Source organism: Brevibacterium sp. SMBL_HHYL_HB1 (genome assembly GCF_018208375.1).
GTDB classification, from domain to species: Bacteria; Actinomycetota; Actinomycetes; order Actinomycetales; family Brevibacteriaceae; genus Brevibacterium; species Brevibacterium intestinavium.
Genome location: NZ_CP062936.1, coordinates 2,574,540 through 2,599,661 on the forward strand (window position 1 = coordinate 2,574,540; position 25,122 = coordinate 2,599,661).

Consider the following 25,122-nt stretch of genomic DNA (forward strand, 5'->3'; position numbering starts at 1 on the left):
TCGCAGGCCGCCGTGATCGACCAGCCGACCCTGATCAGATCGCCGATGAACCTGAACCCGATTGCCTTTACTGTGGCGGGCTCATCCAGTCCGGCCTGGTCGCCTCGACCTCGGGCAGCGTCGGGTCTGTCGCGGTCGCGCTCTTGGACATCGCTTCCAAGAGCGCGGACGCTTTTCCCAAGATATCGACCGCAGCTTCAGACTTGGCCAGTTTGGCCTTCAACGCTTCGTTCTCGGCCTGCAGCTGTGTGAGTTGCTTCTTCTCAGCGGCTTTGAGCTTGTTGTCACTGGGATTGCCATTCAACCGATCCGATCGCGAGGTCAGGCAACCATTTTCTCTGTCCACGAACCACTGATAGATCGTTCTGGGATTGACCCCGACAGTCCGAGCCAACTGGGCTTTAGAACCCATCTCGATACATTTGTCATATTCGTCCAGGATCTCGAGTTTCTGGGCCGTGGTGAAATGCCCGCGGCTCGAGGAACGGGACGGAACTTCAAAAGACATAACAGACTTCTCTCCCCGCCAATATTGTCAGATAACTGTCACAAGACAGCCTGACACAGAGGGTGCCCACGCGTTTCTCGACGCTGAGCCCGTTTCTCGGTGAAGCAGCCTTGCCGCAACCCGTTTCTCGACACTCAGCCCGTTTCTCGATGTGTCAGTACACTGCACCCGAGCGCTTCAACAGCCCGTACATCGGAGAGCATCGGGGCGAGAGGAGGTCTCGCTACGAGTCAGGCGCCTCGAGCGCCCCGCGCTGCACCGCCCGCGCCGCAATGCGAGCGCCTGCCCCTCACCGCAGAACCCGCACCCGCCGCACACGCGGCCCCAGCTGCCCGGCTACTGGAGCGAAGAGGTCAGGCGCATGACGGACTCCATATACCGGCGGGGCCATGGCCGCTTCTCCCATTCCTCGAGGGTGAGTTCGCGGCTGACGTCCTGGTAGCCGGCGACGACGTCGACGATGTCATCGACCAAGTCCCCGCCGGTGGTCAGCAGGCTGATCTCGTAGTTGAGGCCGAAGGAGCGCATGTCCATGTTCGATGAGCCCATCACGGCGTAGATGTCGTCGACGATGAAGCACTTCGTGTGGAGCACAGCGGGTTTCGGGTACAGGAAGATCCGCACCCCCGCTTCGAGCAGCGACCGGTAGTACGACGATTGGGCCCGGTCGACCATGTATTGGTCGGCCTGCTCGCTGACGTAGAGCTCGACGTCGACTCCGCGCCAGGCCGCGGTCTCCACTGCGGCCAGCAGCGATTCGTCGGGCACGAAGTAGGGGCTGACGATGGCCAGGCGCTTCTGCGCCAGATACATCATCGAGGTGAAGACCTTGAGGTTCGGCGAGGTCGTGAATCCGGGTCCGGAGGGAATCAGCTGCATGGCGCTCGTCGCTCCGCCGACTTCGGGTTCGTTGCCGTCCCGTTCGTAGGGGCGGATGCCCAGCGCCTGCCCCGATTCGGAGTACCAGTCGGTGGAGAACGCCGCTTCGATCGCTGCGACGATGGGCCCGGAGAGCTCGACCATGATGTCGTGCCAGTTCCGGCCGATCTGCGAGTTCTTCCTGTTGAGGTAGCTCGAGTCGATCATGTTCTGTGAACCCATCATCGCCTGTTTGCCGTCGATGACGAGCAGCTTGCGGTGGTTGCGCAGATCGATGCGCCGGGCCTTGCCCCGCCACGGAATGAACGGCAGCATCAGGTGCCATTCGATTCCCGCGGCGTTGAGGCGCTTGCCCAGCCGATGGAATCCCGGATACTTCCTCGACCCGATGTGGTCGAGGAGGACACGGACTTCCACACCGCGTGCCGAGGCCCGTTCGAGTGCCCGGAAGAACACGTCGGTCGTCTTGTCCCAGGCCATGATGTAGATCTCGACGTGGACGTACTCGTGGGCCTCATCGACGAGTTCGGCCATGCGCTCGATCGAGGCTTCGTAGTCCGAGATCACCCCGTGGCTGTCGCCGGTGACCATCGGCAGCTCGGTCAGCGCCCGCCCCAACTGGGCGACGGAGACGAATTCCGGCGCGGCGTCCAGCGATGGAGGCACATCCGGCAGATCATCGGCGCCTTCGTGCAGGAGTTCGTTCGCTTCAGCCTGGATCCGTGCGCGGCGCTGATTGATATAGGGGCTGCCGAGCATGAGGAATGCGGGAATGCCGATGATCGGCACGAACAGGATGAGCAGCAGCCATGCCGATGACGATGACGGGCGACGGTTCTCCGGCACCACACCGACCGCAATGATCTTCACGATGTATTCGATGACGATCCACGTCGTCGTCGCCACCGATGCCACCATGCTGAGATCCATGTGCTCCCACTTCCCCTTCGGTCGCCGTCTCACCTCACGGTGTTATCGGACCAGAATATCGCCCGCCGAGGCGGCCCCGCACGTCCGTACGGATGTGCGGCGCCGCCTCGGCGGGCGATGATGGCATGGGTGACCGACGGGAGGTCGGCACCTGCCCTCATGTCAGGATGTGAACTGGGCTCAGAGTCCGAGTTCGCGGGCGATGAGCATGAGCTGGACCTCGGTGGTGCCTTCGCCGACCTCAAGGATCTTCGAGTCGCGGTAGTGGCGGGCGACGAGGTATTCGTTCATGAAGCCGTAGCCGCCGTGGATCTGGGTGGCGTCGCGAGCATTGTCCATGGCTGCTTCGCCGGCGATCATCTTCGCAATGGCGGCTTCCTTCTTGAACGGCAGTCCGGCGAGCATCCGCGAAGCCGCGAGGTAGTACGCCGACCGGGCGGCGACGACGCGGGCCTCCATACGGGCGATCTTGAAGGAGATGCCCTGGAAGTCGGCGATCGGCTTGCCGAAGGCCTGGCGCTCCTTCGCGTACTTCACGGATTCGTCGACACAGCCCTGGGCGGCGCCGACGGACAGGGCGCCGACGGCGATGCGGCCCTCGTCGAGGATGCGCAGGAAGTTCGCGTAGCCGCGTCCGCGTTCGCCGAGCAGGTTCTCTTCGGGCACCTGCACATTGTCGAAGGTGAGCGGGTGCGTGTCCGAGGAGTTCCAGCCGACCTTGTCATAGGCCGGTTCGGCGGTGAAGCCGGGGGTGCCGGTCGGGATCATGATCGTCGAAATCTCGGGCACCTCACGGCCGGACTTCGAGGTCCGGGTCCCGGTCACGGCGGTGGCGGTAACGAGCCGGGTGATGTCGGTGCCGGAGTTCGTGATGAAGCACTTGCTGCCGTTGATCGTCCAGGTGCCGTTCTCCAGGGTGGCCTTGGTCCGGGTGCCTCCGGCATCGGAGCCGGCTTCGGGTTCGGTCAGGCCGAAGGCAGCCAGGCCCGAGGCGTCGGTGAGCTTGGGCAGCCATTCCTTCTTCTGCTCTTCGGTGCCGAAGCGGTAGATCGGCATCGCGCCCAAGGAGACTCCGGCCTCGAGGGTGATCGCCAGCGACTGGTTGACCCGGCCGATCTCCTCGATGGCCAGGCACAGGGCGAAGTAGTCGCCGCCCATGCCGCCGTACTCCTCGTCGAAGGGCAGACCGAACAGCCCCATCTGCCCCATCTTGGCGACGAGGGCGTAGGGGAACTCGTGCTTGGCATCGAGCTCGGCGGACACGGGTGCGACTTCGTCGTCGGCGAACTTCGCCACCCCTTGGCGCAGGTCTTCGTATTCTTCGGGCAGCATGCCCGGGACAAAGGTCTCCATGGTTTCCTCCCCCGCCGGTGGCGTGGTTGTCGTGGTCTCGGTTGTCTCAGCTGTTCCGCGGGTGCCGGTGCCGCCGTCCGGTCCCCGGCTCGTGTCTTCTGCAGGGATCAGTCGGCGGGTTCGCCGATTCCGGCCTCTTCGGCGATGTCCTCGTCGACGACGGTGGCGAGCACCTCGTCGAGTCCGACCTGGGCGCCCTCGACGGCGGTGACGGAGACGATGCCGGCGGCGGGTGCGGTGAGCACGTGCTCCATCTTCATCGCCTCGACGACGACGATCGGATCGCCCTGGTCGACTCTGTCGCCGGTGTCGACCCGAACGGCCACGACGGCCCCGGGCATCGGAGCGAGGACCTCTGCTCCCTCGAGCCCGGGCGTGAGCGAGGAGTCGGCCAGCGGTCGGGTGAAGACGTGGATGCCGCGGTCGGTGCTGACCCAGATGGTGCGCTCACCGGCGTCGGAGAAGATCCGTGCCGTGTGTTGGACGCCTCCCAGGACGACGCGCCAGAGGCCGTCGGCGTCGCTGTCGACGCGGTCGGCGTCGGCCACGACCTCCATGGTCTGCCCGCCGGTGGCCAAGCGAAGCGTCGGGCGGAACTCCGGCCTGGAGGCCCGCCAGGCACTCGGTCCGGCCCACGCCGAGGCGGCCGATCGATTCGCTGTCAGCTCAGCGGCCGTGATCGGGCCGGTGAGCGTGGTTCCGGCCGCTCCCCCGGTGGCCAGGACGGCCGCGGCTGCCAGCTGGGCATGGATCTCGGTGGCGGTGTGGGCGAGCTGCTCCTCGCCGAGGTTGTCGATCAGGGAGGTGTCGAGGTCACCGGCGACCACCTCGGGCAGGGCGAGCAGAGTCCGCAGGAAGTCGATGTTCGTCACGATCCCCGGCACCGCTGAGGCCGCGAGCGCGGCATCGAGTCGCGCGATCGCCGCGGCTCGATCCTCGGCGCGGACGATGAGTTTGGCGATCATCGGATCGTAGTCCGACGCGATCGTCTGTCCGGCCTCGAGCCCGGCATCGACGCGGATGCCCTCACCTTCCGGGAAGACGACGTCGAGGGCCCGGCCGCCGGTGGGCAGGAAGCCTCGCGAGGGATCCTCCGCGTAGATGCGTGCCTCGATCGAATGCCCGGTCAGCGTGATGTCGTCCTGACTCAGCGGCAGCCGTTCTCCGGCGCCGACGAGCAGCTGCAGCTCGACGAGGTCGATGCCGGTGACTTCCTCGGTCACGGGGTGTTCGACCTGCAGGCGGGTGTTCATCTCCATGAAGAAGAACTCGTCGGGACGGTCGGCGCCGACGATGAACTCGACGGTGCCGGCTCCGACGTAGCCCACGGACTTCGCGGTCTCGCAGGCGGCCTGGCCGATGCGGGCTCGGGTCGCCTCGTCGAGCAGTGCCGAGGGCGCCTCTTCGATGACCTTCTGGTGGCGTCGCTGCAGCGAGCACTCACGCTCGCCGAGGTGGATGACGTTGCCGTGGGCGTCGGCCATGACCTGGACCTCGATGTGGCGCGGGGTGGCCACGAGTCGTTCGAGGAAGAGAGTGTCGTCGCCGAAGGAGCTCGCGGCCTCACGGCGGGCCGTCTGCAGCGCTTCGGCCAGCTTCTCGGCGTCGAACACCGCGTGCATGCCTTTGCCTCCGCCTCCGGCGGAGGGTTTGATGAGCACGGGGAACCCGATATCGGTCGAGGCCGCGATCAGGGCTTCGTCGCTCATGGCGGCGTCCTTCGTGCCGGGCACGAGCGGGACTCCGCGGGAGGACACGGCCTGCTTCGCGGTGATCTTGTCGCCCATGGTCCGAATCGCCTGCGCACCGGGGCCGAGGAAGACGATGCCGGCGGCTTCGCAGGCGGCGGAGAATTCGGCGTTCTCCGACAGGAAGCCGTAGCCGGGGTGGATGGCTTCGGCCCCGGTGGACCGAGCGGCGTCGATGACCTTGTCGATGCGCAGATACGATTCGGAGGCGGCGGCCGGGCCCAGGTGCACGGCGGTGTCGGCGGCCTTGACGTGGGCGGCGTGGGCATCGGCGTCGGAGTAGACGGCGACGGTTCTGATCCCGAGCCGACGGCAGGTGCGGATGACGCGCAGGGCGATCTCTCCGCGGTTGGCGATGAGTACAGTCTTGAACATCGAGGGGCTCACATTCTGAAAACGCCGTAGCCGCTGGCATTCAGCGGGCGTTCCATCGGTCCGAAGCGGGCGAGTTCGAGAGCCAGAGCCAGGACCTGACGGGTGTCACCGGGTTCGATGATCCCGTCGTCCCAGAGCCGGGCCGTCGAGTAGTACGGGTTGCCCTGGGCTTCGTACTGGTCGCGGATGGGCTGTTTGAAGCTGTCTTCGTCCTCTGCGCTCCAGGACTGGCCGCGGGCTTCGAGCTGATCGCGCTTGACGGTCGAGAGCACGCTGGCGGCCTGCTCGCCGCCCATCACGGAGATGCGGGCATTGGGCCACATCCACAGGAAGCGCGGCGAGTAGGCGCGGCCGCACATCGAATAGTTGCCGGCGCCGAAGGAGCCGCCGATGACGACGGTGAACTTCGGCACGCGGGCGGTCGCGACGGCGTTGACCATCTTCGCGCCGTGCTTGGCGATGCCGCCGGCCTCGTAGTCGCGGCCGACCATGAACCCGGAGATGTTCTGCAGGAAGATCAGCGGCACACCACGCTGGTCGCAGAGTTCGATGAAGTGGGCGCCCTTGAGGGCGGATTCGCCGAAGAGGATGCCGTTGTTGGCCACGATCCCCACCGGGTGTCCGTCGAGGTGAGCGAAGCCGGTGATGAGGCTGGTGCCGTATTCGGCTTTGAATTCGTGGAACTCCGAGCCGTCGACCAGCCGGGCGATGACCTCGTGGACGTCGTAGGGGGTGCGGGAATCGACGGGCACCACCGAGGTCAGCTCCTCGGGTGGGTGCGCTGGCAGGCGGGATTCGATGACGTCCCAGTTCGGGAGGTTCTTCGGTCCGAGCGTGGAGACGACGTCGCGCATGATCTCCAGGGCGTGGGAGTCGTTGGAGGCGAGGTGATCGGTGACGCCGGAGATGCGGGAGTGCAGGGCACCGCCGCCGAGCTCTTCGGCGGTGACCTCCTCGCCGGTGGCGGCCTTGACCAGGGGCGGGCCGCCGAGGAAGATCGTGCCCTGGTCGGCGACGATGATCGACTCATCGGCCATGGCCGGAACGTAGGCGCCGCCGGCGGTACAGGAGCCGAGGACGGCGGCCAGCTGCGGGATCCCAGCGGCCGAGAGCGTGGCCTGGTTGTAGAAGATGCGGCCGAAGTGCTCACGGTCGGGGAACACATCGTCCTGGTTGGGCAAGTTCGCGCCGCCGGAGTCGACGAGATAGATGCACGGGAGGTCATTCTCCTTCGCGATCTCCTGCGCCCGGAGGTGCTTCTTCACGGTCACGGGATAGTAGGTGCCGCCCTTGACGGTGGCGTCGTTGGCCACGATGACGCATTCGCGGCCGGCGACTCGGCCGATGCCGGTGATGATCCCGGCTCCCGGGCTGGCATCGTCGTACATGCCGTTCGCGGCCAGCGGGGAGAGTTCGAGGAACGGAGTGCCCGGATCGAGGAGGTGCTCGACGCGCTCGCGCGGCAGCAGCTTGCCCCGGTCGATATGACGCTGCCTGGACTTCTCGGACCCGCCTCGGGCGGTGGCCCGAATGCGCTCCCGGAGTTCGGCGATGAGTTCGGCGTGGGCCTCGGCGTTGACCTGCCCCGTCGCCGGACTGACCGCAGTTCCCACTGCTCTCATTCCATCCTCATTTCAGTTAATTCTCCTTAACTTACTGCTATGATACTGCTCACAGGCAGAAGTGACAATGAGCGGATCCCGCAGCGCGCTGGCAACGGGAACCGGATCAACAGCGGGAAGAGGAAGGGGTCCGACCATGTCGACCGAGGAAGCGACCAAGCCGACCTCGCGCGCGGAGGCGAAAGCCGCCCGTCGTGAGCAGCTGCTGAACGTGGCGAAGACGCTGTATGCCCGCCATGGCTTCCATGGCGTCCGCCTCGACGACCTCGGACAGGGCGCGGGCATCTCGGCACCGGCGGTGTACCGGCACTTCTCCTCGAAGGAGGCCGTGCTCGAGGAGCTGCTCGTCGGGATCTCTCAGTACCTGCAATCCGGTGGGGACGAGATCGTCGCCGCGGCCGGGCAGACGAGTGCGTCGGCCGCCTCGGACGAGGCCGATGCCGCAGCCGCGACCCTGCACCGTCTCATCGACTTCCATGTCGACTTCGCGATGAGCGAGCCCGAGCTCATCCGCATCCAGGATCGCGATCTCGCAGCGCTTCCCGAGGATTCGCGCCGGACTGTGCGTCGTCTGCAGCGCGCCTACGTCAGTCGTTGGGCAGAGGTCGTTGCAACAACTCATCCGGACTGGTCGCTCGATGCCGCGACGGTGCGGGTGCACGCGGTGTTCGGAATGATGAATTCGACCCCGTACCAGGCACGACGCTCCAGCGCCGAGGTGGTCGGGGTCGAACTGCGCGCGGCCGCGGCCGCCGCGCTGGGGATCGGATGAGGCCGCGACTCAGGGGACGATGACGAGCTTGCCCCGGACGTGTCCGGCGGCACTGTCCTTGAAGGCCTGCGGGACCTGGTCGAGACCGTAGGTCCCGGCGACGTCGACGGTCAGCTGCCCTTCATCGGCGAGGAGTCCCAGGCGGGCCGTCTCTGCTCCGTCGGGGCGCACCCAGATGTAGCGTCCACCGTGTTCGGCGACCGAGGGGTCGGCGACGGAGGCATGCGTACCACCCTCGGCCAGCACGGCCAGAGTGTCGTCGAGGACGCCCCCGACGAAGTCGGCGACACCGTCGACGGGTCCGCCGGCGGCCTCGAGCACGCGATCCGCCAGACCCGGGCCATACGTGACGGGTTCGGCACCGAGGCCGCGCAGATAGTCGTGGTTCCTCTCCGAGGCCGTGCCGATGACACGCGCGCCGGCCCACGCGGCGATCTGCACGGCGAAGCTGCCCACTCCCCCGGACGCGCCGTGGACGAGGACGGTTCTGCCGTCGAGGGCGCCGAGGGACTCGAGAGTGCGCAGGGCAGTGCCTCCGGCCAGGGGCAGACCGCCCGCCTGCTCCCAGCTCAGGCTCTTGGGCTTGGCGGCGACCGCACGCACGGGAACCGCGACCTTCTCCGCGAAGGTCCCGGAGCTCAGCACGTCCTTGCGCGCATAGGCGATCACCTCATCGCCGATGGAGAACTCGGGGGTGTCGAACCCGAGCCCGATGACGACGCCGGCGACGTCCCAGCCCGGTGTGACCGGGAATTGGGTCGGCATGAACGCGTCGAGGTGGCCGCCGACGAGCTTCCAGTCGACCGGGTTGACGCCAGCGGCCTTGACCTCGATGAGCACCGAGGCCGGTGGGAGCTTCGGGTCGGGCAGGTCGCGGACCGTCATGTCGTCGAAGTTCTCTGTGTAGGCGTCGTAGACGGCAGCGCGCATAGCAATGGCCTTCCGGTAGCTGTCAGGGTGACTGACCTGTGAGTCAGTCTGGCTGAACAACACCGGAAGGCCATCAGGCTATTCCTGCGAAGGGCGCGGTCTCCTACTCGTAGGTCTGACCGGACTTCGCCCGCTCGACCAGTGAGGCCGGTGGGGTGAAGTGCTCGCCGTACTTCGCCGCGAGCTCTTCGGCACGCTTGACGAAGCCGGTCAGGCCGCCCTCGTACTGGTTGACGTACTGGAGGACACCGCCCGTCCACGCCGGGAATCCGATGCCGAAGATCGAGCCGATATTGGCATCCGGCACCGAGGTGAGCACTCCCTCGTCGAGGCATTTGATCGTCTCGATCGCCTCAGCGAAGAGCATCCGCTCCTGCAGGTCGGCGAAGGGCTGATCGGTCGAACCCGAATCGTACTGCTCGCGGACCCCGGACCACAGTGCGGTGCGCTTGCCGTCCTCGTCGTAGTCGTAGAAGCCCGCCTTGTCCTTGCGGCCAGTGCGGCCGGCTTCGACCATCCAGTCGATGACCGCCTCGGACGGGTGCGCGACCCACGTGCCTCCGGCCGCCTCGGTGGCGGTTTTGGTCTCCTGGCGGATCTTCTGCGACAGGGTCAGCGTCAGTTCGTCGAGCAGCTGCAGGGCACCGGTCGGGTAACCGGCCTGCAGTGCCGCCTGCTCCACCGTTGCCGGTTCCACGCCCTCGCCGACGGCCGCGACCGCCTCGGCGATGTAGGTCCCGATGACACGGGAGGTGTAGAAGCCGCGGGAGTCGGTGACGACGATCGGGGTCTTCTTGATCTGCTGGACGAGGTCGAAGGTGCGGGCCAGAGTCTCATCGGAGGTGTTCTCCCCACGGATGATCTCGACCAGGGGCATCTTGTCCGCCGGGGAGAAGAAGTGGACGCCGATGAAGTCCTTGTCGCGGTCGACCCCGGTGGCCAGTTCGGTGATCGGCAGGGTCGAGGTGTTCGACCCCAGGACGGCATCGGGTTCGACGATGTTCTGGATCTCACCGAACACCTGCTGCTTGACCGGCACGGACTCGAAGACGGCTTCGATGACGAAGTCGACTCCGGCGAAGTCCTCGACCGCCGCACTCGGGGTGATCCGGTCGAGCACGGCCTTGGACTTCTCCTCGGTGGTCTTGCCCTTGGCCAGAGCCGACTCCTCGCGCTTGACCGCATAGGCCTTGCCCTTCTCGGCGGCGGCGAGCTCGACGTCCTTGAGGACGACCTCGATGCCGGCCTTCGCTGCGGTGTAGGCGATGGCAGCACCCATCATTCCGGCTCCGAGGACCCCGAGCTTCCTGACCTGCCGGGGCTCGTACCCGTCCGGTCGGGAACCGCCGGAGTTGATGTGGCCGAGGTCGAAGAAGAACGCCTGGATCATGTTCTTCGCCACCGGAGTGTGGGTGAGGTGGACGAAGTACCGGGACTCGACCGACAGCGCGGTGTCGATATCGACGCTCGCACCTTCGACGGCCGCGGCGAGGACCGCGCGCGGGGCCGGCATCGGCGCGCCCTTGGTCTGACGGCGCAGCATCGCCGGCAGTCCCGGGAGCATTGCGGCGAGCTTGGGCGAGGACGGCGAGCCGCCCGGGATCTTGAAGCCCTTGACGTCCCAGGGCTGAGCCGCTTCGGGGTTGTCCTTGATCCAGGCCTTCGCCCGCGCCTCGAGTTCGGCCGTGGGGGCGAGTTCGTCGATGAGTCCGAGCGCCTTGGCGTCGGCGGCCTTGAACTTCGTCGAGGGCAGGATCACCTTCTGCAGGGCGTCCTGGATGCCGATCATGCGCACTGTGCGCGCGATGCCCCCGCCGCCGGGCAGCAGACCGAGGGAGACCTCGGGGAACCCGAAGCGGGCGCTGGGGTTGTCCTCGGCAGCGATCCGGTGATGCGCGGCGAGCGCGATCTCGAGTCCGCCGCCCAGTGCCGCTCCGTTCAAGGCCGCGACGACGGGCTTGCCGAAGGTCTCGAGCCGACGCAGCACGGACTTCACGCTCTCGACCTGTGCGAACTCTGCCTCGGCGGTCTCGGGGCTCGCCTGGCGGATCTGGTTGAGGTTGCCTCCGGCGAAGAAGGTCTTCTTCGGCGAGGTCAGCACGACGCCGGTGATGTCGTCGACGTTGGCCTCGAGCCACTCCACGGTCGCCTGCATGGCGGCGGAGTAGTAGTCGTTCATGGTGTTGACTTTGGCGCCCGGTTCGTCGATGACGACGGTGACGATGCCGTCGGCGTCGGTGGTGCGCTCGTAGTCGATGGTGGTCGTTGTCGTCATGTCAGACCCTTTCGATGATCGTCGCGATGCCCATTCCGCCACCGATGCACAGGGTGACGAGTCCGCGCTTGAGGTCGCGGCGTTCGAGTTCGTCGAGGACGGTGCCCAGAATCATGGCACCGGTGGCGCCGAGCGGGTGGCCCATGGCGATGGCTCCGCCGTTGACGTTGACCTTCTCATGCGGAATGCTCAGATCCCTCATCCACTTGAGCACGACGGCAGCGAAGGCCTCGTTGAGTTCGAACAGGTCGATGTCGTCGACGGTGAGGCCGGCTTTGTCGAGGGCCTTGCGCGTCGCCGGAGTCGGACCGGTGAGCATGATCGTCGGTTCGGAACCAGTGACTGCGGTGGAGACGATGCGGGCACGCGGTTTCATGCCCATCGTCTGGCCCACCTCGGCGTCGCCGAGGATGACCAGGCTGGCGCCGTCGACGATGCCCGAGGAGTTCGCGGCGGTGTGGACGTGGTCGATCTCTTCGATCCAGTGGTACTTCTGGAGGGCCACCTCGTCGAATCCGGCCTGGGCGGCGAGCTTCGCAAACGCCGGGTTGAGCTTCGACAGCGATTCCACGGTGGAGCCGGGACGCATGTGCTCGTCCCGGTCGAGCAGGGTGATGCCGTTGATGTCCTTGACGGGCACGATCGACTTCTCGAAGTACCCGTTCTCCCAGGCGTTGGCCGCCCGCTTCTGCGATTCTGCCGCGAAGGTGTCGACGTCGTTGCGGGTGAAGCCCTCGGTGGTGGCGATGAGGTCGGCGCCGATGCCCTGGGGCACGAAGTAGGTGTCGAAGTTCGTCGTCGGGTCCTGTGCCCAGGCGCCGCCGTCGGATCCCAGCGGCACGCGCGACATGGACTCGACGCCGCCGGCGAGGACGAGGTTCTCGAATCCGCTGCCGACCTTCTGTGCCGCGAGGTTGACGGCCTCGAGACCCGAAGCGCAGAACCGGTTGACCTGGACGCCTGCGACGGACTCGTCGAGGCCGGCCACGAGGGCGGCCGTGCGGGCGATGTCGCCGCCCTGCTCACCGACAGGTGACACGACACCGAGCACGAGGTCGTCGATGGCTTTGTCATCGAGTTCGGGGTTGCGCTCGCGCACGGCGTCGATGAGCCCGGTCACGAGGTCGATGGGTTTGACGCTGTGGAGCGCACCGTCGCGGTTCTTGCCGCGTGGGGTGCGCACCGCGTCATAGATGAACGCTTCGCTCATGTGTTCCTCACAGTCTTCGTGGAAGACCGACCAGCAAATCTGATCGATCGTTCAGTAACATTCGCATGCTCCATTGTGTACCAGTTTTCAGTGACGATCAACACACCGCTGACGCGGCGCTTTCGAGACCCCGACACATGGCCCGTGAACCTGACCGCAGGCAGCCGCTGTCGCTGTCAGGTGCGGGACGAAGCGGCAGCAGTCGCACGGGAATCCGACCGCGCCGCTGCGGCTTCGAAACTCTCCGGCGGCTCTCTCCAGTCGCGGATCGCCGTCGCGAGGTTCTTCGTCAGCACAGCGCGGGGCAGCCCAGTGATCCGTCCGGCGGCTTTGACGAGCCCATCGGATCCGCTGTACCCGACGGAGCGCGCCGCCGACGGCGTCGTCGCCCCTGCGCGGATCCGCATCAGTGCGCGGTTGAGCCTCCTGCGAGTGCGCCATTGCACGAACGACATTCCGAGATCGTCCTTGAACAGCCGCTCGAGATGCCGCGTGCTCACCGCGTGCCGATCCGCCAGGGTCGGCAGCGAAGTCAGCAGGCTCAGCGGATCGTCTGCCACGGAGACGACGATCGGGTGAGTGGGCGTCGGGATGTAGAAGTCATCAGCGATGAGCGCCATCAGCTCGGTGTCCAGGGCAGCGCGAAACGGACGACGGTCCGCCTCGCACGCCGGAGGCGAAGCGAGGATGAGCAGAGCAATCTCTCGGATCGCAGAGGAATGCCTGAGATGGAGGAGTCCGTCAGGCGGCTCGGTTCGCGGCGAGAGCCTCGGCCCGAGCATAATGCAGTCCCGACTCGCGGTCACCGCGTGCTCAACACCGGATGCCAACCACAGACTCGACCCGGCCGAAAGACCCAAGTGCTCGGCGGCGGCGCTGCCCGACCTCGGCTCGACACAGCCTGCCGCCCCGACGAGGACACCCGACCCAGAATCGGCCGAACATCGCCGAACATGCATTTCGACCGAGCCACTGACGACGTGGATCAGCAGCGGATAGTCGTGGGAATGGAAGTCGTGTCCGGTCAGCACCACAGGATGATCATCGCTCGAGGCCCGACGGGCCGGCCGGAGCAGATCGTGTCGTATTGGTCGAATGAGGATGTCGCCTTTGTCGAAGGAATCGCGTAATCAGTAGTTAGGTTAGGCTATGTTATCCGATTCCAGCTGCTCGCTCATACGTCGCAGTTTCTGCGCAGTCCCGGGGGTGCCCATGTCCAGTCTCCGCTCACTTGCTTCAATCGTTTCGGCCGCCGCGCTGCTCCTCGTTGCCGGCTGTTCGCAAGCGGCACCTTCCGGATCCGAAACGGCCGAGACTGAGACCCGTGTCGTGGCGACTGAGCAGGGTGAAGTTGAGGTCCCGAGCGATCCGGAGCGCATCGTTGTGCTCAACTATGCCCTGGCCGGTTACCTGTTCGACCTCGATGAACCGGTGGTCGCCATGACGCCGGAGGTGACTGATTCCGAGGGTGAATACTCCGAGTTCTGGAAGGACGAGGCCGAAGCCGCCAATACGGAGCTCCTCCCCTGGAGCGATGACGGATTCGATCTCGAGGCTGTTGTCGCTGCCGACCCGGATCTCATCATTGCCGGCGGTATCGGGTTCCCCCTCAAGCACGCCACCGACTCGTTCGATCGTCTGGCAGAGATCGCCCCGACAGTCGTCGTTTCCGGCGAGAAGCAGACCTGGCAGGAACAGTTCTCGTTCCTCGCCGACGACGTACTGGGCAAGCAGGACGAGTACGAGGAATTCGAATCCGATTACGCGGACAGGGTCGCCGAAGTCAAGGAGAACATCGAAGTTCCCGAGGGGGAGATCTCGATCCTCAGCCTCGACGACCCGAAAACCCCGTACATCCTCATCGAAGGCGAGAGCCTCTCATCCGCGCTCGAGCCGCTCGGCTTCACCACCGCGCCCCTGTTCGCCGAGAACGACATCGAGCCCTACACCCCCGGCGGGGATCTGTTCAGTCCCTCCCTCGAAGTCCTTCCCGAAGTGCTGCGCTCGGAGACGGTGTTCGTCGTCGGCTTCAACAACGCGGACATCGGTGTCGACGATCTCAAGGACACCTCACCCTATGACAGAGTGCCCGCGTTCAAATCGGGCCAGGCCTATGACCTCCCGTACTGGGCAATGCGTGGAGACTATGACGAGGCAATGGCGCTGCTCGACATCATCGAGGATCAGTTCGGACGCAATTGATCAACCGCAGTTCACGTGAGACTCACCCGGAGGGGCTGCGGAGATGCTTGCCTATATTGCGAACCCCGGGGCACCGTGACCGGCAAGAAGTTCGAGCCCACTCTGCGGCACCTCGGCGATGTAGGCAAACGAGCGGCGGTGCTGGGGACCATCAAGGGTTCGGCGCTGAGTGCGTCTCTGACGTTCCGTGCCGCGAAGTCGGACGAGGTAGACGATGTTTGGGTCAAATCGTTGCCGCCTGCACCAGGGCCGCTTGTACCTGAAGCGCTGTCTTACCAGATTCCACCGACATACCAGCCTCCTCTGTCTGAGCGGGCACCGATGCGCACACCTCGTCATTCCGCGCAGACCGTCGGGCCTCGGGCGGAGACGAAGAACGCAGGCGGGTGTGCCCTGGTTCTGGCCTCCATACTTGGACTGGCTTCGGCAGCAGGCACCGCTATCAGCCACTTCGCATGACTGGACCCTCCGACCACAGATAGACCCGGCCCCACCGTGATGTGGACTCTGTGCTTGTTCGGCACGCGCCACCGCATTGCCAGCGACAGCACAGGCACGGGCTGGTCACACCTCGAACAGCACTCCGAAGCTATGTGTGCAGCGTCTCGGTTCGGTCGCCGCCTGGCCGATTCGGACCGCGTGAATGCCCGGGCGCCGGGGGCACACATGGAGAGGACGACGGTGCCAGCAACGGAAACACCCCAGGCCATAGACCTGGGGTGATGTTGCCGAGCCGCCTGCGGGAATCGAACCCGCGACCTATTCATTACGAGGGCGGCGACTGCTACATAAGTAGACGTTTCGGCAGTTACAAACGTTGCAAGGTAAAGCCCCGAGACCGCTGGTTTCGATCTCGGGGCACGCCGGGGGCACAAGCCCCAGCACCTACAGATGAATGCAGTCATCTGCACGGAATCATTTTAGTCCAGAGCGCGGACACTGTCAGAGATCAGCCTCGTTGGAATCGGGTTGCCTTGGTCGGGCATCGGTGGCCGGAGGCCACGCGCCGGTGCCGTCGACGGCAAGGCCCGAGCACGGCCGCAGGCCGCGCGCAGGAGCCGCAGCCGGCGGCGAGCAGCCGGCGCTCTTGGTACATCGCGGACAGAGTTTCCTTGCCGATCAACGGCCCGAAATTGATGGGCTGCGCCGGTCGCGGTTCATGCGTCGGTCTCAATCTTCGAAGTGGCTCATTGCCGATGCGGTGGACTCTTCGACTATCGAGGAGCTAAGTGATGGGCTGTTCGTGGATACGGCGAGCGGGGAGGTGCTGGATTCGGGATGGGTTCGGCCTCCGCGGCCGGCGCGGTGTGGGTGGAGGATCGGTGAGAACGTGTCAGTGCATTCGGATGGTCAGTTCGCGCACTTTTCGGGGACGGAGCGGTGTGGCTCGATCTGGGCGTGTCCGGTCTGCTCGGCGGTCATTCGGGCGGAGCGTGCTCGGGAGATTTCGCAGGCGGTTGAGGCTCATCAGGCGGCTGGTGGGTCAATTCTGTTCGTGTCGCTGACGATTCGGCATGATCGGGACGATTCGTTGAAGCAGAGCATGGATGCGGTGCTGGGGTCGTGGCGGAGGCTCCTGCAGGGCAGCGCGTGGGTCGGCTCGAAGTCGAGGCAGGGTGCGCGGGACCGTTACCGGGTGTCGGGGTATATCCGGAGCACCGAAACGACGTACGGGTCGAACGGGTGGCATCCGCACATCCATGCGCTGTTCTTCAGTGACGATAGGCTGTCTAACACTGAGGTGGAGGCGTTCGGCGATGAGGTGCACACGCGTTGGGCACGATATGTCTACAAGGCGACAGGGAAACTCCCGACCCGTGAGCACGGGATAGATGTTCAGCTCGCAGATGATGACGGACAGGTGCTCGGGCAGTACTTGTCAAAGGTTCAAGACGAGGAGACGAGCAAAAAGAAGAAGTGGGACGCGTCGGCTGAATTGGCTCGGGCCGACGTCAAGAGGGGCCGCGGGGACGAGAACTTCGTGCCGTTCGAACTGCTGGACTCGGAGCATCCTATGCCGCTCGCGCAGCGTCGCCGGCTGTGGGTGGAGTACTACGAAGGCACCAAGGGTCGGCGGGCGTTGACCTGGTCTCGTGGCCTGAAGGCCCGTTATGAGGTGGGCGAGAAATCTGATGAGGCGATCATCGAGGAGACCGAGTCTGCTCCGGTGCAGTGGCTTGCAGATGGCCGTGCCTACGATACTTTGCGGCGATCGGCACCCGATCTGCTCGCGGTTGTGTTGGAAGCAGCTGGGGCGGGCAATTGGGCCGTAGTGAAGATGCTATTGCCGGGTTCTCTTCCTCCGGCGGATTGCGGGATCGGTGAAGTTGCGCACCGAGACTTACTCGAAGCGAAGAAGGCAACGAGACCGGAACGGGATCGGAAGTTGCGCTTGAGGTTGAGCAACTGACTGTCGAAGTCGTCAACACTCTGCGTGCGAAAGTGTGGGACCCCTGCACTCTTTACGCCAACATCAAGCGTCTAATATCCATCGAACTGGATCGTGAAGCGATTGATTTGGGCTGGATCGCAATATCGATATGCATTCCCTTGTAGCCACTAGAGTCAATGGGTCGAATAGAGCCATTGGGGGCAGTACCGATAATAACGGTAGTGGGGAAACTGGGTAGATAAGAACCTGTGTGGATAATGTCTCCATTAGGGTAACTGGCGCTAGTGTCCCCAGTGGGGCCAATGGGGACACGGCGGGTGCCAATGGAATCATTGTCCCTGGTGACAGCTTCAGAGCCGGACATGCTTGTGGGTATAGTGCTGCCATTGTTGGCAGTAGAGGCGATGGAACCAAAGGGGATAGTGTCCCCATTGTCGCCATTAGCTATTCGTTTTCAAGCATGAATTCTCGAGTGCAATCAATTTGCTTGCAAAATTGCCTGCAGGTGTAGTTGGCAGTCTATATAAACGGGTGTACGGTGGGCTGTGCCGGTCGAGTGGCGGGCAGATGAGAATGAAAGGTTGAAATATTATGGCGAATCCAATCATCCCGATTACCGAGCCCCTAACTGGTGTGGTGACGCGAGTCTTCCAGCCTTGGGCGTATGTCGACGGCAAAAAGACGGACAAGCGCGTTGTGGATGAGCAAGGCCACCCCATCACCAGGCTGCGAGTGTTCGGGAGGATCCTTGGGGCATCTCAGGAGATCACCATCGATGTTCCAGACCATGCCGCGGAGGGAGTCGCCCCGGAAGACGCCGTGCTTGTGGCCGGGAGCAGTATCCGGGCCTCTCTGCGAGGAGGCGATTTTGGTGCTGTCGAGGCAACGGTGCTGGGGGCTGAGGCACTGAAAATTGTTTCGACGGCCGAACAGCTCTTTTCGTCTCTGGCGAAGGTACCCACTTCCGGAGCTTCTAGCTCCGCTTCCTCGAGTAAGGAGTCGTGAAGTGGGGTCGGACAAGTATAGGCGACAGATTTCAGTGCTCGTCCCGGCCGATATTCTCAGTGCTTTTGACGAAATGATTCGTCCCGAGTCTAGGTCGTCAGCCGTATCACGACTGATGCAAAGGGAACTCGATTCGGTAGCAGAGGAGGGCGAGGAATCATGTTCCTGAGATGGGTTGTGTTCGTGCTGGTATGCATCGCCGCACGTCCCCTGGAGTCCTTCCTCGCCGTTGTATCGATCGTTTTGGTCCTGAGGGGTGAGGTATCGCTGGTCGCAGGAGCGTTCGTCGTTGGTGGAGTTCTCTACTGGCTACTCAGGCGGTTTGTTCCGGGTTTCACTCAAGTCGTGCGCGCCTTCTCTTCATATCGGCGTCGTTGGAGAGAGTTTTCGCATCGTACGTACCAGACATGGGAGCAGCGGCAGGTCGATCGCCACGACTTTGGGGTGGGGTCTGCTGAGTTTGAGTCGAGGCGTCTAGATGAGGACTAGGTTGAGGGTCGAGACGCCGGGTACGCGGCGTAGGAAGGGCTTGCTGCGGGCCCTGGTGGTCATGGGAGTGGCATACGTGCTCACTTACTGGTGGTCAACAACTGCTGTTCCGGTAGTCCGTGTGTCTGGACCTGGAATCACGGATCTTACTGTGGTCGTGGTTTCGGCAGGCATCGTAGGGATTGGCACGTTAACTGCCGTGGTGTTGCTTATTCGGCGTCCGCGCCCACTAGTTGAGGTCGCCGGTACACATCGATTCGCCCTCCGACCAGCGCGGAAACTCGTACGCCGTATCCGGAGGAACTGGTTGCAAATATGCCGCCAAAGCCGAGTCACCATTGAGCAGCGTGTAAAGCCGTCAAAGGTTATGGTGCATGCGCCACGGGTAGCAGGTATCCGTCCGTCGGCGCTCGGTGTCGATATTCGAGTTCGAACGATCCCAGGACAGCCGGCTCAGTCGATTCTGGAGGCCAAGGACCGGTTCAGTAGCGCGCTGGGCGTACCGTTACGTGCTACTGAAATCGATGCGGCCACGGTGTGTCTCTCGGCGATCCTCCGCGACCCTCTCAAAGGTATCCGAGCGGCAGGCAACTCATGCACCACTCGTGTTGTGGTTGGACGGTGTGACGACGGCTCTGAGGCTGTGATTGATCTCGCCGATGCTGCTCACATCGCGGTGCAGGGTATGACCCGTTCGGGAAAGTCGGCTCTGTTGTACACGATTCTGGGGCAGGTTTTTGCTTCGGAATCGGTTCATATCTCTGGCATCGATCCGAATCAGGTACTCCTTGGGCCTCTGGCAGATGCTTCGGAAACTGACTCTTTTGTGCTTGGGGCTGACCCGGTGGGGGCCTTGAGGCTTTTGGATGAAGCCTGTCGAGTCATGGATGAGCGTGCCCGTGGCCTCAAGGATTCGGGCATTGCTGCGTATGAAGAGTTTACCTCTGACTTTCCGGTTCGGGTGATCGTCCTTGAAGAATACGCCGGGCTTCTCCGGCAGGCGGCTGCTCACGACGAGGGTCTCAAGCCGGCGGAACGGACGGCAGGAAAAATTAAACAGCGGGTAGGGCGTCTTCTGTCAGAGGGCGCTAAAGCGGGCGTACGAGTGGTTCTCATTACACAGCGGGCCGAAGCCAGCATCATTGATGGCGACTCGAGGGGGCAGTTTGGCACTCGTATCACGCTTTCCGTTGATAACGGTGACTCAGTCCGGCTTCTTCACCCGCAGGCTTCGCCGGAGACTATCGAGGCTGTGATCCGGTTTCCAGTGGGCCGAGCGCTCTTTTGGCAGCACCGTCAAGAGCGGATCATGCAATGTGATTTCACAGAATACGGAGAGTATAGGAGGCGACTTGGGTTGTCCCCGGTCGTAGAGACAGAAGAGGAGATCAATCAATGACTTTTTACCACACTGCGGCCATCCAGTTGACCTTTGAGCGTGTGTACATGGAAGACGAGCTGTGGCGAATTCTGGATCAGCTTGGACATCATTCACCGGCCGCGCGGCTGAATCGAGTTAGAGACTGGCAAGAGGGTGGCTTCGAAACGGATGAAGACTTCGAGGCCGGACGCTACACGGCGGCAGAGATCAGCGTCGCCACGGAACCCCACGAGGGAGAAGACTTATACGATGCGGGCCGCCGGTTGACCAACGAGGTGCTTGAACTGTTCCCGGAGTCGTTCTTCGATCGCGTTGAGCTTGCAAGCATAAATCTTGGTGACCCCGAGAACATCGCATACGCCTAGGAGAATAGAGATGAATACGCTGGTCAGAAATGTATTCGGAAAAGTAAATTCGCTCCCTCACGGGTATCAGATAGCCGGATGCGCGACCTTCGGCGGAGCGGTGTTCATGGCGTCGTACGGGCTGAGTGTTGCTGGCCTTCTCGAGGCTGCAGCCAGCGCGTTAGTGTTCTTTTTCTTTCAGCTGGTCGCGCTTACGGGCCCCAGCTTGTCGAACAGGGCTCCTCGAGCGTTTAAGGGGTCGGCGGCGATGCTAGAACAGTTCCTGGATGATTGGAAAGAGTGGCGGAAGGAGCAAGCCATGATGGCTCAGGCCATTTTGGCTTTCGCCGCAACGTGCCTGTTCGTCGTTTCTCGCTTCCTGTGTGCGTCAATTCTTCCGCTGATCACCAATGTTTGGTTCGCGGGAGCGCTGGGTATGGGCATCTGCGCCGTGGTGATCAGCCCTGTCTTGGCTCGGGCCGTGATAGCGACCTTTAAGAGTAGTTCGCAAGGTGCAGAGGACAGCGACGGTGTCTGAGTCAAATTTCGGGTATAGCCCGCTAACGCACTTGCAAGCCGGTGACATCGTAGCCGCTCTCCGTGAGCACCTCGACTGTGTGGTGGATGAAGAGGACAGGGAACGAGTCGAGAAGCTGCTGCGCAAGTGCGAATCGTCGTTGGACATCGTGTTGGTATCGCGTCATGCATCAATAGCCTCGGAGCGAGGGACGAGCTTCGAGGGTGGCCCTCGCCGGGCAGGCGTAGCGGATTGCAAGTTTTAAGGATTGGTCGATATGGAGTCGCAAGTGATGGACCGATTACTGACGGCACGTGATGTGGCTGAGTGGTTGGCTACGAGTCCCGCGACGCTGTGCCGGTGGCGACAGTCTGGGAAGGGGCCACGTTGGGTCGCGTTGGGCGATTCGAGTCCTCGCTATCGTCGTGAAGATGTCGAGGTTTGGCTTGAAGAACAGGCGAGCTGCTGAGTATGGCTGTTCGTAAAGAGCCTTCAGGCCGCTGGCGTGCGGTCGTGAAGCAGGGACGGCGGTATGTCGATGGAGCCACGTTCAATACACAGCGTGAGGCCAAGGCCTGGGAACAGCGCCAGAAGGCCGCATTAGCCGGTGGAGTCGATCTGTCTGCTCGTAAGCAATCGGTGAGTTCGCTCCTTTCTCCGTGGTTGGAGGAACGCACACAGACTGTCGCGGCAACTACAGCACATACTGACGCGGCAATGGTGCAACGACTGCCCGGAGCATTTACAGCTCGCGCCGTTGGCTCGGTTACCGACAGGGACGTGCAGCGAGTACTCAACGGCTGGTCGGTCAATTATGCCGAGGCGAGTGTTCGCCGGTTTCGCGCAAGCCTCGCCAGCTTCTTTGGCTGGTGCGTCGCCGAGCGTTGCATCGTCGCGAATCCGGTCAATGGTAGTCAGGTGCCACGTAAGGATGCCGAACCTGGTCGGATGAAGCCCCTTACCGAGACTGAGCTGGAAGAAGTCGTTTCAGCCATTCGTGTCTACGATGATCGCGCTGCTGACCTGGTTCTCATTGCTGCGTGGACTGGCCTACGGTGGTCCGAACTGCGCGCGGTGACCGTTGCAGACTTCTCGCGGGTACCTGTTCCTGTGTTGGTGGTGCGGAGGGCTGCGCCGGAGGGTGTCGCGGTCAAGACCACGAAAGGTCGACGCGCGCGGACGGTTCCAGTGGCGGATCGTGTTCTACGTTTAGTCGAGGCATGTGCTGACGGCAAGGCTGGCGAAGACCCACTTTTCACATCGGGTACAGGGGCACGTCTTCATGCCTCCGGATTCAAGAAATCAGCGCATTGGTCTCAGACGGCCATGAACCGTCGCATCCACGATCTACGGCATACAGCCATTTGTTTGTGGCTCGCCCGTGGTGTGGATGCTGCAACCGTTCAAGCGTGGGCAGGTCACGCGTCAATCAGTACAACAAATTTGTATGTTCAGCATCTCGGAACGGTCGCTGACCGAGCCGGATTAGACCGTTTAAACGCCCCGGGGCACACCGGGGGCACACATGGAGAGGAGGACGGTGCCAGCAACGGAAACACCCCAGGCCATTGACCTGGGGTGATGTTGCCGAGCCGCCTGCGGGAATCGAACCCGCGACCTATTCATTACGAGTGAATCGCTCTGCCGACTGAGCTAAGGCGGCAACCGAACCAACTTTAGCCAACTTCTCCACCGCCGGTCAAAACGGCGAATCCGCCGATCTCGGCTTCTGATCGATGCGTACCTCGGGCTTCCCCTCCTGCCCGGACGACCGCAAACCAAACCGATGCCAGGCAGGCACCTCCGGCTCTGCTCCCGGCACCAGTTAACCTTGAAAGCGCAGACAGTGCGCAGACCAGAGGGAGACATCCGTGGCCGAGTTCGACTCAGACGACTTCATGAGCGATTTCCAGTCCCTCATCGAATGCGAGTCGTTCTCACAGGACTCCTCGTCGTTGGCCCGAAGCGCTCAGCTCGTCTCGCGGATCGGCACCGGAATGCTCGGCGCGGCCCCACGCATCATCGAAACCGGCACCCACCCGCATGTCCTCTGGCGATTCGGCACCGGTCCGCGCAAGGTCGTGCTCATCGGCCACCACGACACCGTCTGGCCGACCGGGACCATCGAAGACTTCCCCTACTCCGTCAAGGACGGAGTCGTGCGCGGTCCCGGTGCCGATGATATGAAGGGCGGACTGCTCATCGCCATCTACGCGCTGGCCCGCGTCCGCGCCGAACTGGGCAGCCTCGACGGCGTCAGCCTCCTCATCACCGCCGACGAGGAACTCGGGTCCCCAGGGTCCCGACAGATCATCGAGGACGAAGCTCGGGGTGCGAAAGCGGCGCTCGTCTTCGAAAGCGGAGCAGCCGACGGTGCCGTGAAGATCGCCCGCAAGGGAGTCGCGATCTACCAGCTCGAGGTCACCGGCTTGGCCTCACACGCCGGCGTCGAACCGGAGAAGGGCATCAACGCCACCATCGAGGTGGCCAACCAAGTCGTCGAGATCGCCAAACTGCACAGACCTTCGGCCGGCACCTCGGTCGTACCGACGGTGATGACCAGCGGTTCGACGACGAACACTGTCCCCGCCAGGGCAGTCGTCGGGATCGACTCGAGAGCCGCCTCGGCGAGTGAGCAGGTGCGCATCGACGAGGCGCTGCGCGCACTCACTCCCACCGTCGCCGGCGCCGAGATCGAACTCAAGGGCGGAATCAACCGCGCCCCACTCGAAGAGGACATGGCGATGGGGCTCTACGCCCGGGCCCAACGATTGGCGGGAAGGCTCGGACACCCACCGCTGCGCTCGGTCGCCGTCGGCGGCGGTTCGGACGGCAACTTCACCGCCGGCGTCGGAACGCCGACACTGGACGGTCTGGGGACGGTCGGCGGAGGCTCGCACGCTCGCACCGAGCACGCGCTCCAGATCTGGATCCCCCGGCGCATCGAACTCACCGCGGCACTGGTCACAGAACTGCTCACCGGGGTGTGAACGAGACCCGCTCCCCCGAGATGACAGGCACGGCAGCGAAATCAGATCGCCCCGGTGCGATCGTCCTGCAGCCACGGGTTCGACAGCAGCACGAAGGCCGCCTCGACGATGAGCACCGGTGACATGTTCGTCTGCAGTCGCTGCCGGGCCTCGGTGATGGCATCGATGCGCAGCAGAGTCGTGTCCGGCCCATCCCGGTTCGCCTGTTCGGCGATGAGGTCGACTTCTCCGGCATTGATCCACCCATCTCGTATCCCCAGCTGGTACATGAGGATGTCGCGGTAGAGGCTCATCAGTTCGAGGAAGATCCTGTCGAGCTCATCGTTCCGGGCTCGCACCGATCGCCGTTTCTGCTCTTCCTCGAGCTTCCTGATCTGCGCTCTGGCCGATGGTGGGATCTTCTTCTCGCCCTCGATCCCCAGTGTGGTCATCAGTTGGCTGCGTTCGGCGGCGTTGCGCTCCTCGACACGCGATTTCGCTGTTTCCGCCGCGGCGTCGACGATTCGGCCGGCCAGACGGATCGTCGCTCCCACCGAGGTGAGTTTGCCGGGGATCGCCAGGATCTGTTTGCGTTCGGCATCGGCCGATTCGTTCAGCGCAAGGTACCTCGCCCGCCCGATATGGCTCTGAGCCACCGACGCGGCCCACTTGGCCCGGTCCTCACCGACGCGGTCGCGATCCATGAGCAGCTGGGCGACGGCATCGCGGGAGGGAATGCGCAGCCGCACCGGCCGGCACCTCGACCGGATGGTTGTCAGCACATCGATCGGGCTCGGCGCACACAGCAGCCACACCGTGGCCGGAGGCGGCTCCTCGATGGCTTTGAGCAGCACGTTCGCGGTCCGCTCCATCATCCGGTCGGCGTCTTCGATGATGACGACTCGCCACTGCGAATTGACCGGGGCTGCCTGGGCCGTCGCCACGAGCTCGCGCACCTCGTCGATCGAGATGACCGATTTCTGCGTCGACATGATCGTCAGGGACTCGTGGTGGCCCGAGAGCACCCGGGAGGTCACATCGTTCGACTCAGTGCCCCCGGAGATCAGGGCCGCGGCGAAGGCTCTGGCCGCGTTCGACCGCCCCGACCCGGGTGGACCGGTGAACAGCCACGCATGGGTCATCGCAGCCAAATCGTCCAAGGCGTAGCCGAGCTGGGTGATGACTTCATCCTGGCCGACGAGTTCGTCGAAGACGTTCACC

20 protein-coding genes and 1 tRNA gene are annotated in these 25,122 nt (G+C 63.7%); 9 read left to right on the forward strand and 12 right to left on the reverse strand.

The genetic code is table 11. The features are described 5' to 3' along the window. Positions 1 to 67: 67 nt before the first annotated feature. From IG171_RS11975 to IG171_RS11995, 5 genes are all read right to left on the reverse strand, one after another. Positions 68 to 508, reverse strand: a complete 441-nt coding sequence (locus IG171_RS11975) for a transposase (RefSeq protein ID WP_212127466.1) — start codon at positions 506 to 508, stop codon at positions 68 to 70. Between the two features lie 336 nt (positions 509 to 844). Then, positions 845 to 2,317 carry a cardiolipin synthase gene (gene cls, locus IG171_RS11980; RefSeq protein ID WP_212127668.1) on the reverse strand — a complete coding sequence of 491 codons (1,473 nt, stop codon included), beginning with the start codon at positions 2,315 to 2,317 and terminating at the stop codon, positions 845 to 847. A gap of 180 nt (positions 2,318 to 2,497) precedes the next feature. Further along, a complete protein-coding gene (locus tag IG171_RS11985) occupies positions 2,498 to 3,670 on the reverse strand; it encodes an acyl-CoA dehydrogenase family protein (RefSeq protein WP_212127669.1) in 1,173 nt (390 codons plus the stop codon). A gap of 107 nt (positions 3,671 to 3,777) precedes the next feature. Then, positions 3,778 to 5,793 carry an acetyl-CoA carboxylase biotin carboxylase subunit gene (locus IG171_RS11990; RefSeq protein WP_212127670.1) on the reverse strand — a complete coding sequence of 672 codons (2,016 nt, stop codon included), beginning with the start codon at positions 5,791 to 5,793 and terminating at the stop codon, positions 3,778 to 3,780. An 8-nt stretch (positions 5,794 to 5,801) separates the two neighbouring features. After that, complete coding sequence (locus IG171_RS11995; RefSeq protein WP_212127671.1) at positions 5,802 to 7,415, reverse strand: carboxyl transferase domain-containing protein; 1,614 nt, start codon at positions 7,413 to 7,415, stop codon at positions 5,802 to 5,804. Between the two features lie 136 nt (positions 7,416 to 7,551). Here IG171_RS11995 and IG171_RS12000 point away from each other — a divergent pair, with 136 nt between their 5' ends. Then, on the forward strand, positions 7,552 to 8,187 hold the full coding sequence (locus tag IG171_RS12000; RefSeq protein ID WP_212127672.1) for a TetR/AcrR family transcriptional regulator: 636 nt from the start codon (positions 7,552 to 7,554) through the stop codon (positions 8,185 to 8,187). 9 nt (positions 8,188 to 8,196) lie between these two features. Here the strand turns inward: IG171_RS12000 and IG171_RS12005 are convergent, their stop codons facing one another. The 4 genes from IG171_RS12005 to IG171_RS12020 form a co-directional block, all read right to left on the reverse strand. Further along, positions 8,197 to 9,117 carry an NADP-dependent oxidoreductase gene (locus tag IG171_RS12005; protein WP_212131664.1) on the reverse strand — a complete coding sequence of 307 codons (921 nt, stop codon included), beginning with the start codon at positions 9,115 to 9,117 and terminating at the stop codon, positions 8,197 to 8,199. Between the two features lie 103 nt (positions 9,118 to 9,220). Beyond that, positions 9,221 to 11,392 (reverse strand): 3-hydroxyacyl-CoA dehydrogenase NAD-binding domain-containing protein, encoded by a 2,172-nt coding sequence (locus IG171_RS12010; RefSeq protein WP_212127673.1) that lies wholly within the window; start codon positions 11,390 to 11,392, stop codon positions 9,221 to 9,223. 1 nt (position 11,393) lies between these two features. Next, a complete protein-coding gene (locus tag IG171_RS12015) occupies positions 11,394 to 12,602 on the reverse strand; it encodes an acetyl-CoA C-acetyltransferase (RefSeq protein WP_212127674.1) in 1,209 nt (402 codons plus the stop codon). Between the two features lie 176 nt (positions 12,603 to 12,778). Then, positions 12,779 to 13,222: a helix-turn-helix domain-containing protein gene (locus tag IG171_RS12020; protein WP_212127675.1), complete on the reverse strand. Its 444-nt coding sequence runs from the start codon at positions 13,220 to 13,222 to the stop codon at positions 12,779 to 12,781. A gap of 709 nt (positions 13,223 to 13,931) precedes the next feature. On the opposite strand from IG171_RS12020, the gene IG171_RS12025 reads away from it, so the two are divergent. The 6 genes from IG171_RS12025 (at position 13,932) to IG171_RS12050 (ending at position 20,953) form a co-directional block, all read left to right on the forward strand. Further along, positions 13,932 to 14,804 (forward strand): ABC transporter substrate-binding protein, encoded by an 873-nt coding sequence (locus IG171_RS12025; protein WP_212127676.1) that lies wholly within the window; start codon positions 13,932 to 13,934, stop codon positions 14,802 to 14,804. A gap of 1,330 nt (positions 14,805 to 16,134) precedes the next feature. Then, on the forward strand, positions 16,135 to 17,214 hold the full coding sequence (locus IG171_RS12030) for a protein rep (protein WP_212127677.1): 1,080 nt from the start codon (positions 16,135 to 16,137) through the stop codon (positions 17,212 to 17,214). 573 nt (positions 17,215 to 17,787) lie between these two features. Continuing rightward, entirely contained in the window at positions 17,788 to 18,201 is a 414-nt protein-coding gene (locus tag IG171_RS12035; protein ID WP_212127678.1) for a hypothetical protein, read from the forward strand. Between the two features lie 856 nt (positions 18,202 to 19,057). Then, positions 19,058 to 20,089, forward strand: a complete 1,032-nt coding sequence (locus IG171_RS12040; RefSeq protein ID WP_349252116.1) for an FtsK/SpoIIIE domain-containing protein — start codon at positions 19,058 to 19,060, stop codon at positions 20,087 to 20,089. Beyond that, positions 20,086 to 20,436: a hypothetical protein gene (locus IG171_RS12045; protein WP_212127680.1), complete on the forward strand. Its 351-nt coding sequence runs from the start codon at positions 20,086 to 20,088 to the stop codon at positions 20,434 to 20,436. The genes IG171_RS12040 and IG171_RS12045 overlap by 4 nt, the downstream gene beginning before the upstream one ends. Before the next feature lie 10 nt (positions 20,437 to 20,446). After that, complete coding sequence (locus IG171_RS12050; protein ID WP_212127681.1) at positions 20,447 to 20,953, forward strand: hypothetical protein; 507 nt, start codon at positions 20,447 to 20,449, stop codon at positions 20,951 to 20,953. 22 nt (positions 20,954 to 20,975) lie between these two features. On the opposite strand, the gene IG171_RS12055 is transcribed toward IG171_RS12050, so the two are convergent. After that, entirely contained in the window at positions 20,976 to 21,119 is a 144-nt protein-coding gene (locus IG171_RS12055; protein WP_212127682.1) for a hypothetical protein, read from the reverse strand. Positions 21,120 to 21,403: 284 nt separating this feature from the next. Here IG171_RS12055 and IG171_RS12065 point away from each other — a divergent pair, with 284 nt between their 5' ends. Further along, a complete protein-coding gene (locus tag IG171_RS12065) occupies positions 21,404 to 22,504 on the forward strand; it encodes a tyrosine-type recombinase/integrase (RefSeq protein ID WP_212127684.1) in 1,101 nt (366 codons plus the stop codon). An 18-nt stretch (positions 22,505 to 22,522) separates the two neighbouring features. Here IG171_RS12065 and IG171_RS12070 read toward each other — a convergent pair. Next, positions 22,523 to 22,595, reverse strand: a tRNA-Thr gene (locus IG171_RS12070). A 208-nt stretch (positions 22,596 to 22,803) separates the two neighbouring features. Between IG171_RS12070 and IG171_RS12075 the strand changes: the two genes are divergently transcribed. Further along, positions 22,804 to 23,922, forward strand: a complete 1,119-nt coding sequence (locus IG171_RS12075; RefSeq protein ID WP_212127685.1) for a M20/M25/M40 family metallo-hydrolase — start codon at positions 22,804 to 22,806, stop codon at positions 23,920 to 23,922. 41 nt (positions 23,923 to 23,963) lie between these two features. Here IG171_RS12075 and IG171_RS12080 read toward each other — a convergent pair whose 3' ends face one another. Continuing rightward, positions 23,964 to 25,121, reverse strand: coding sequence for a DNA polymerase III subunit delta' (locus IG171_RS12080; RefSeq protein ID WP_212127686.1), 1,158 nt, complete (start codon positions 25,119 to 25,121; stop codon positions 23,964 to 23,966). Position 25,122: the final 1 nt, after the last annotated feature.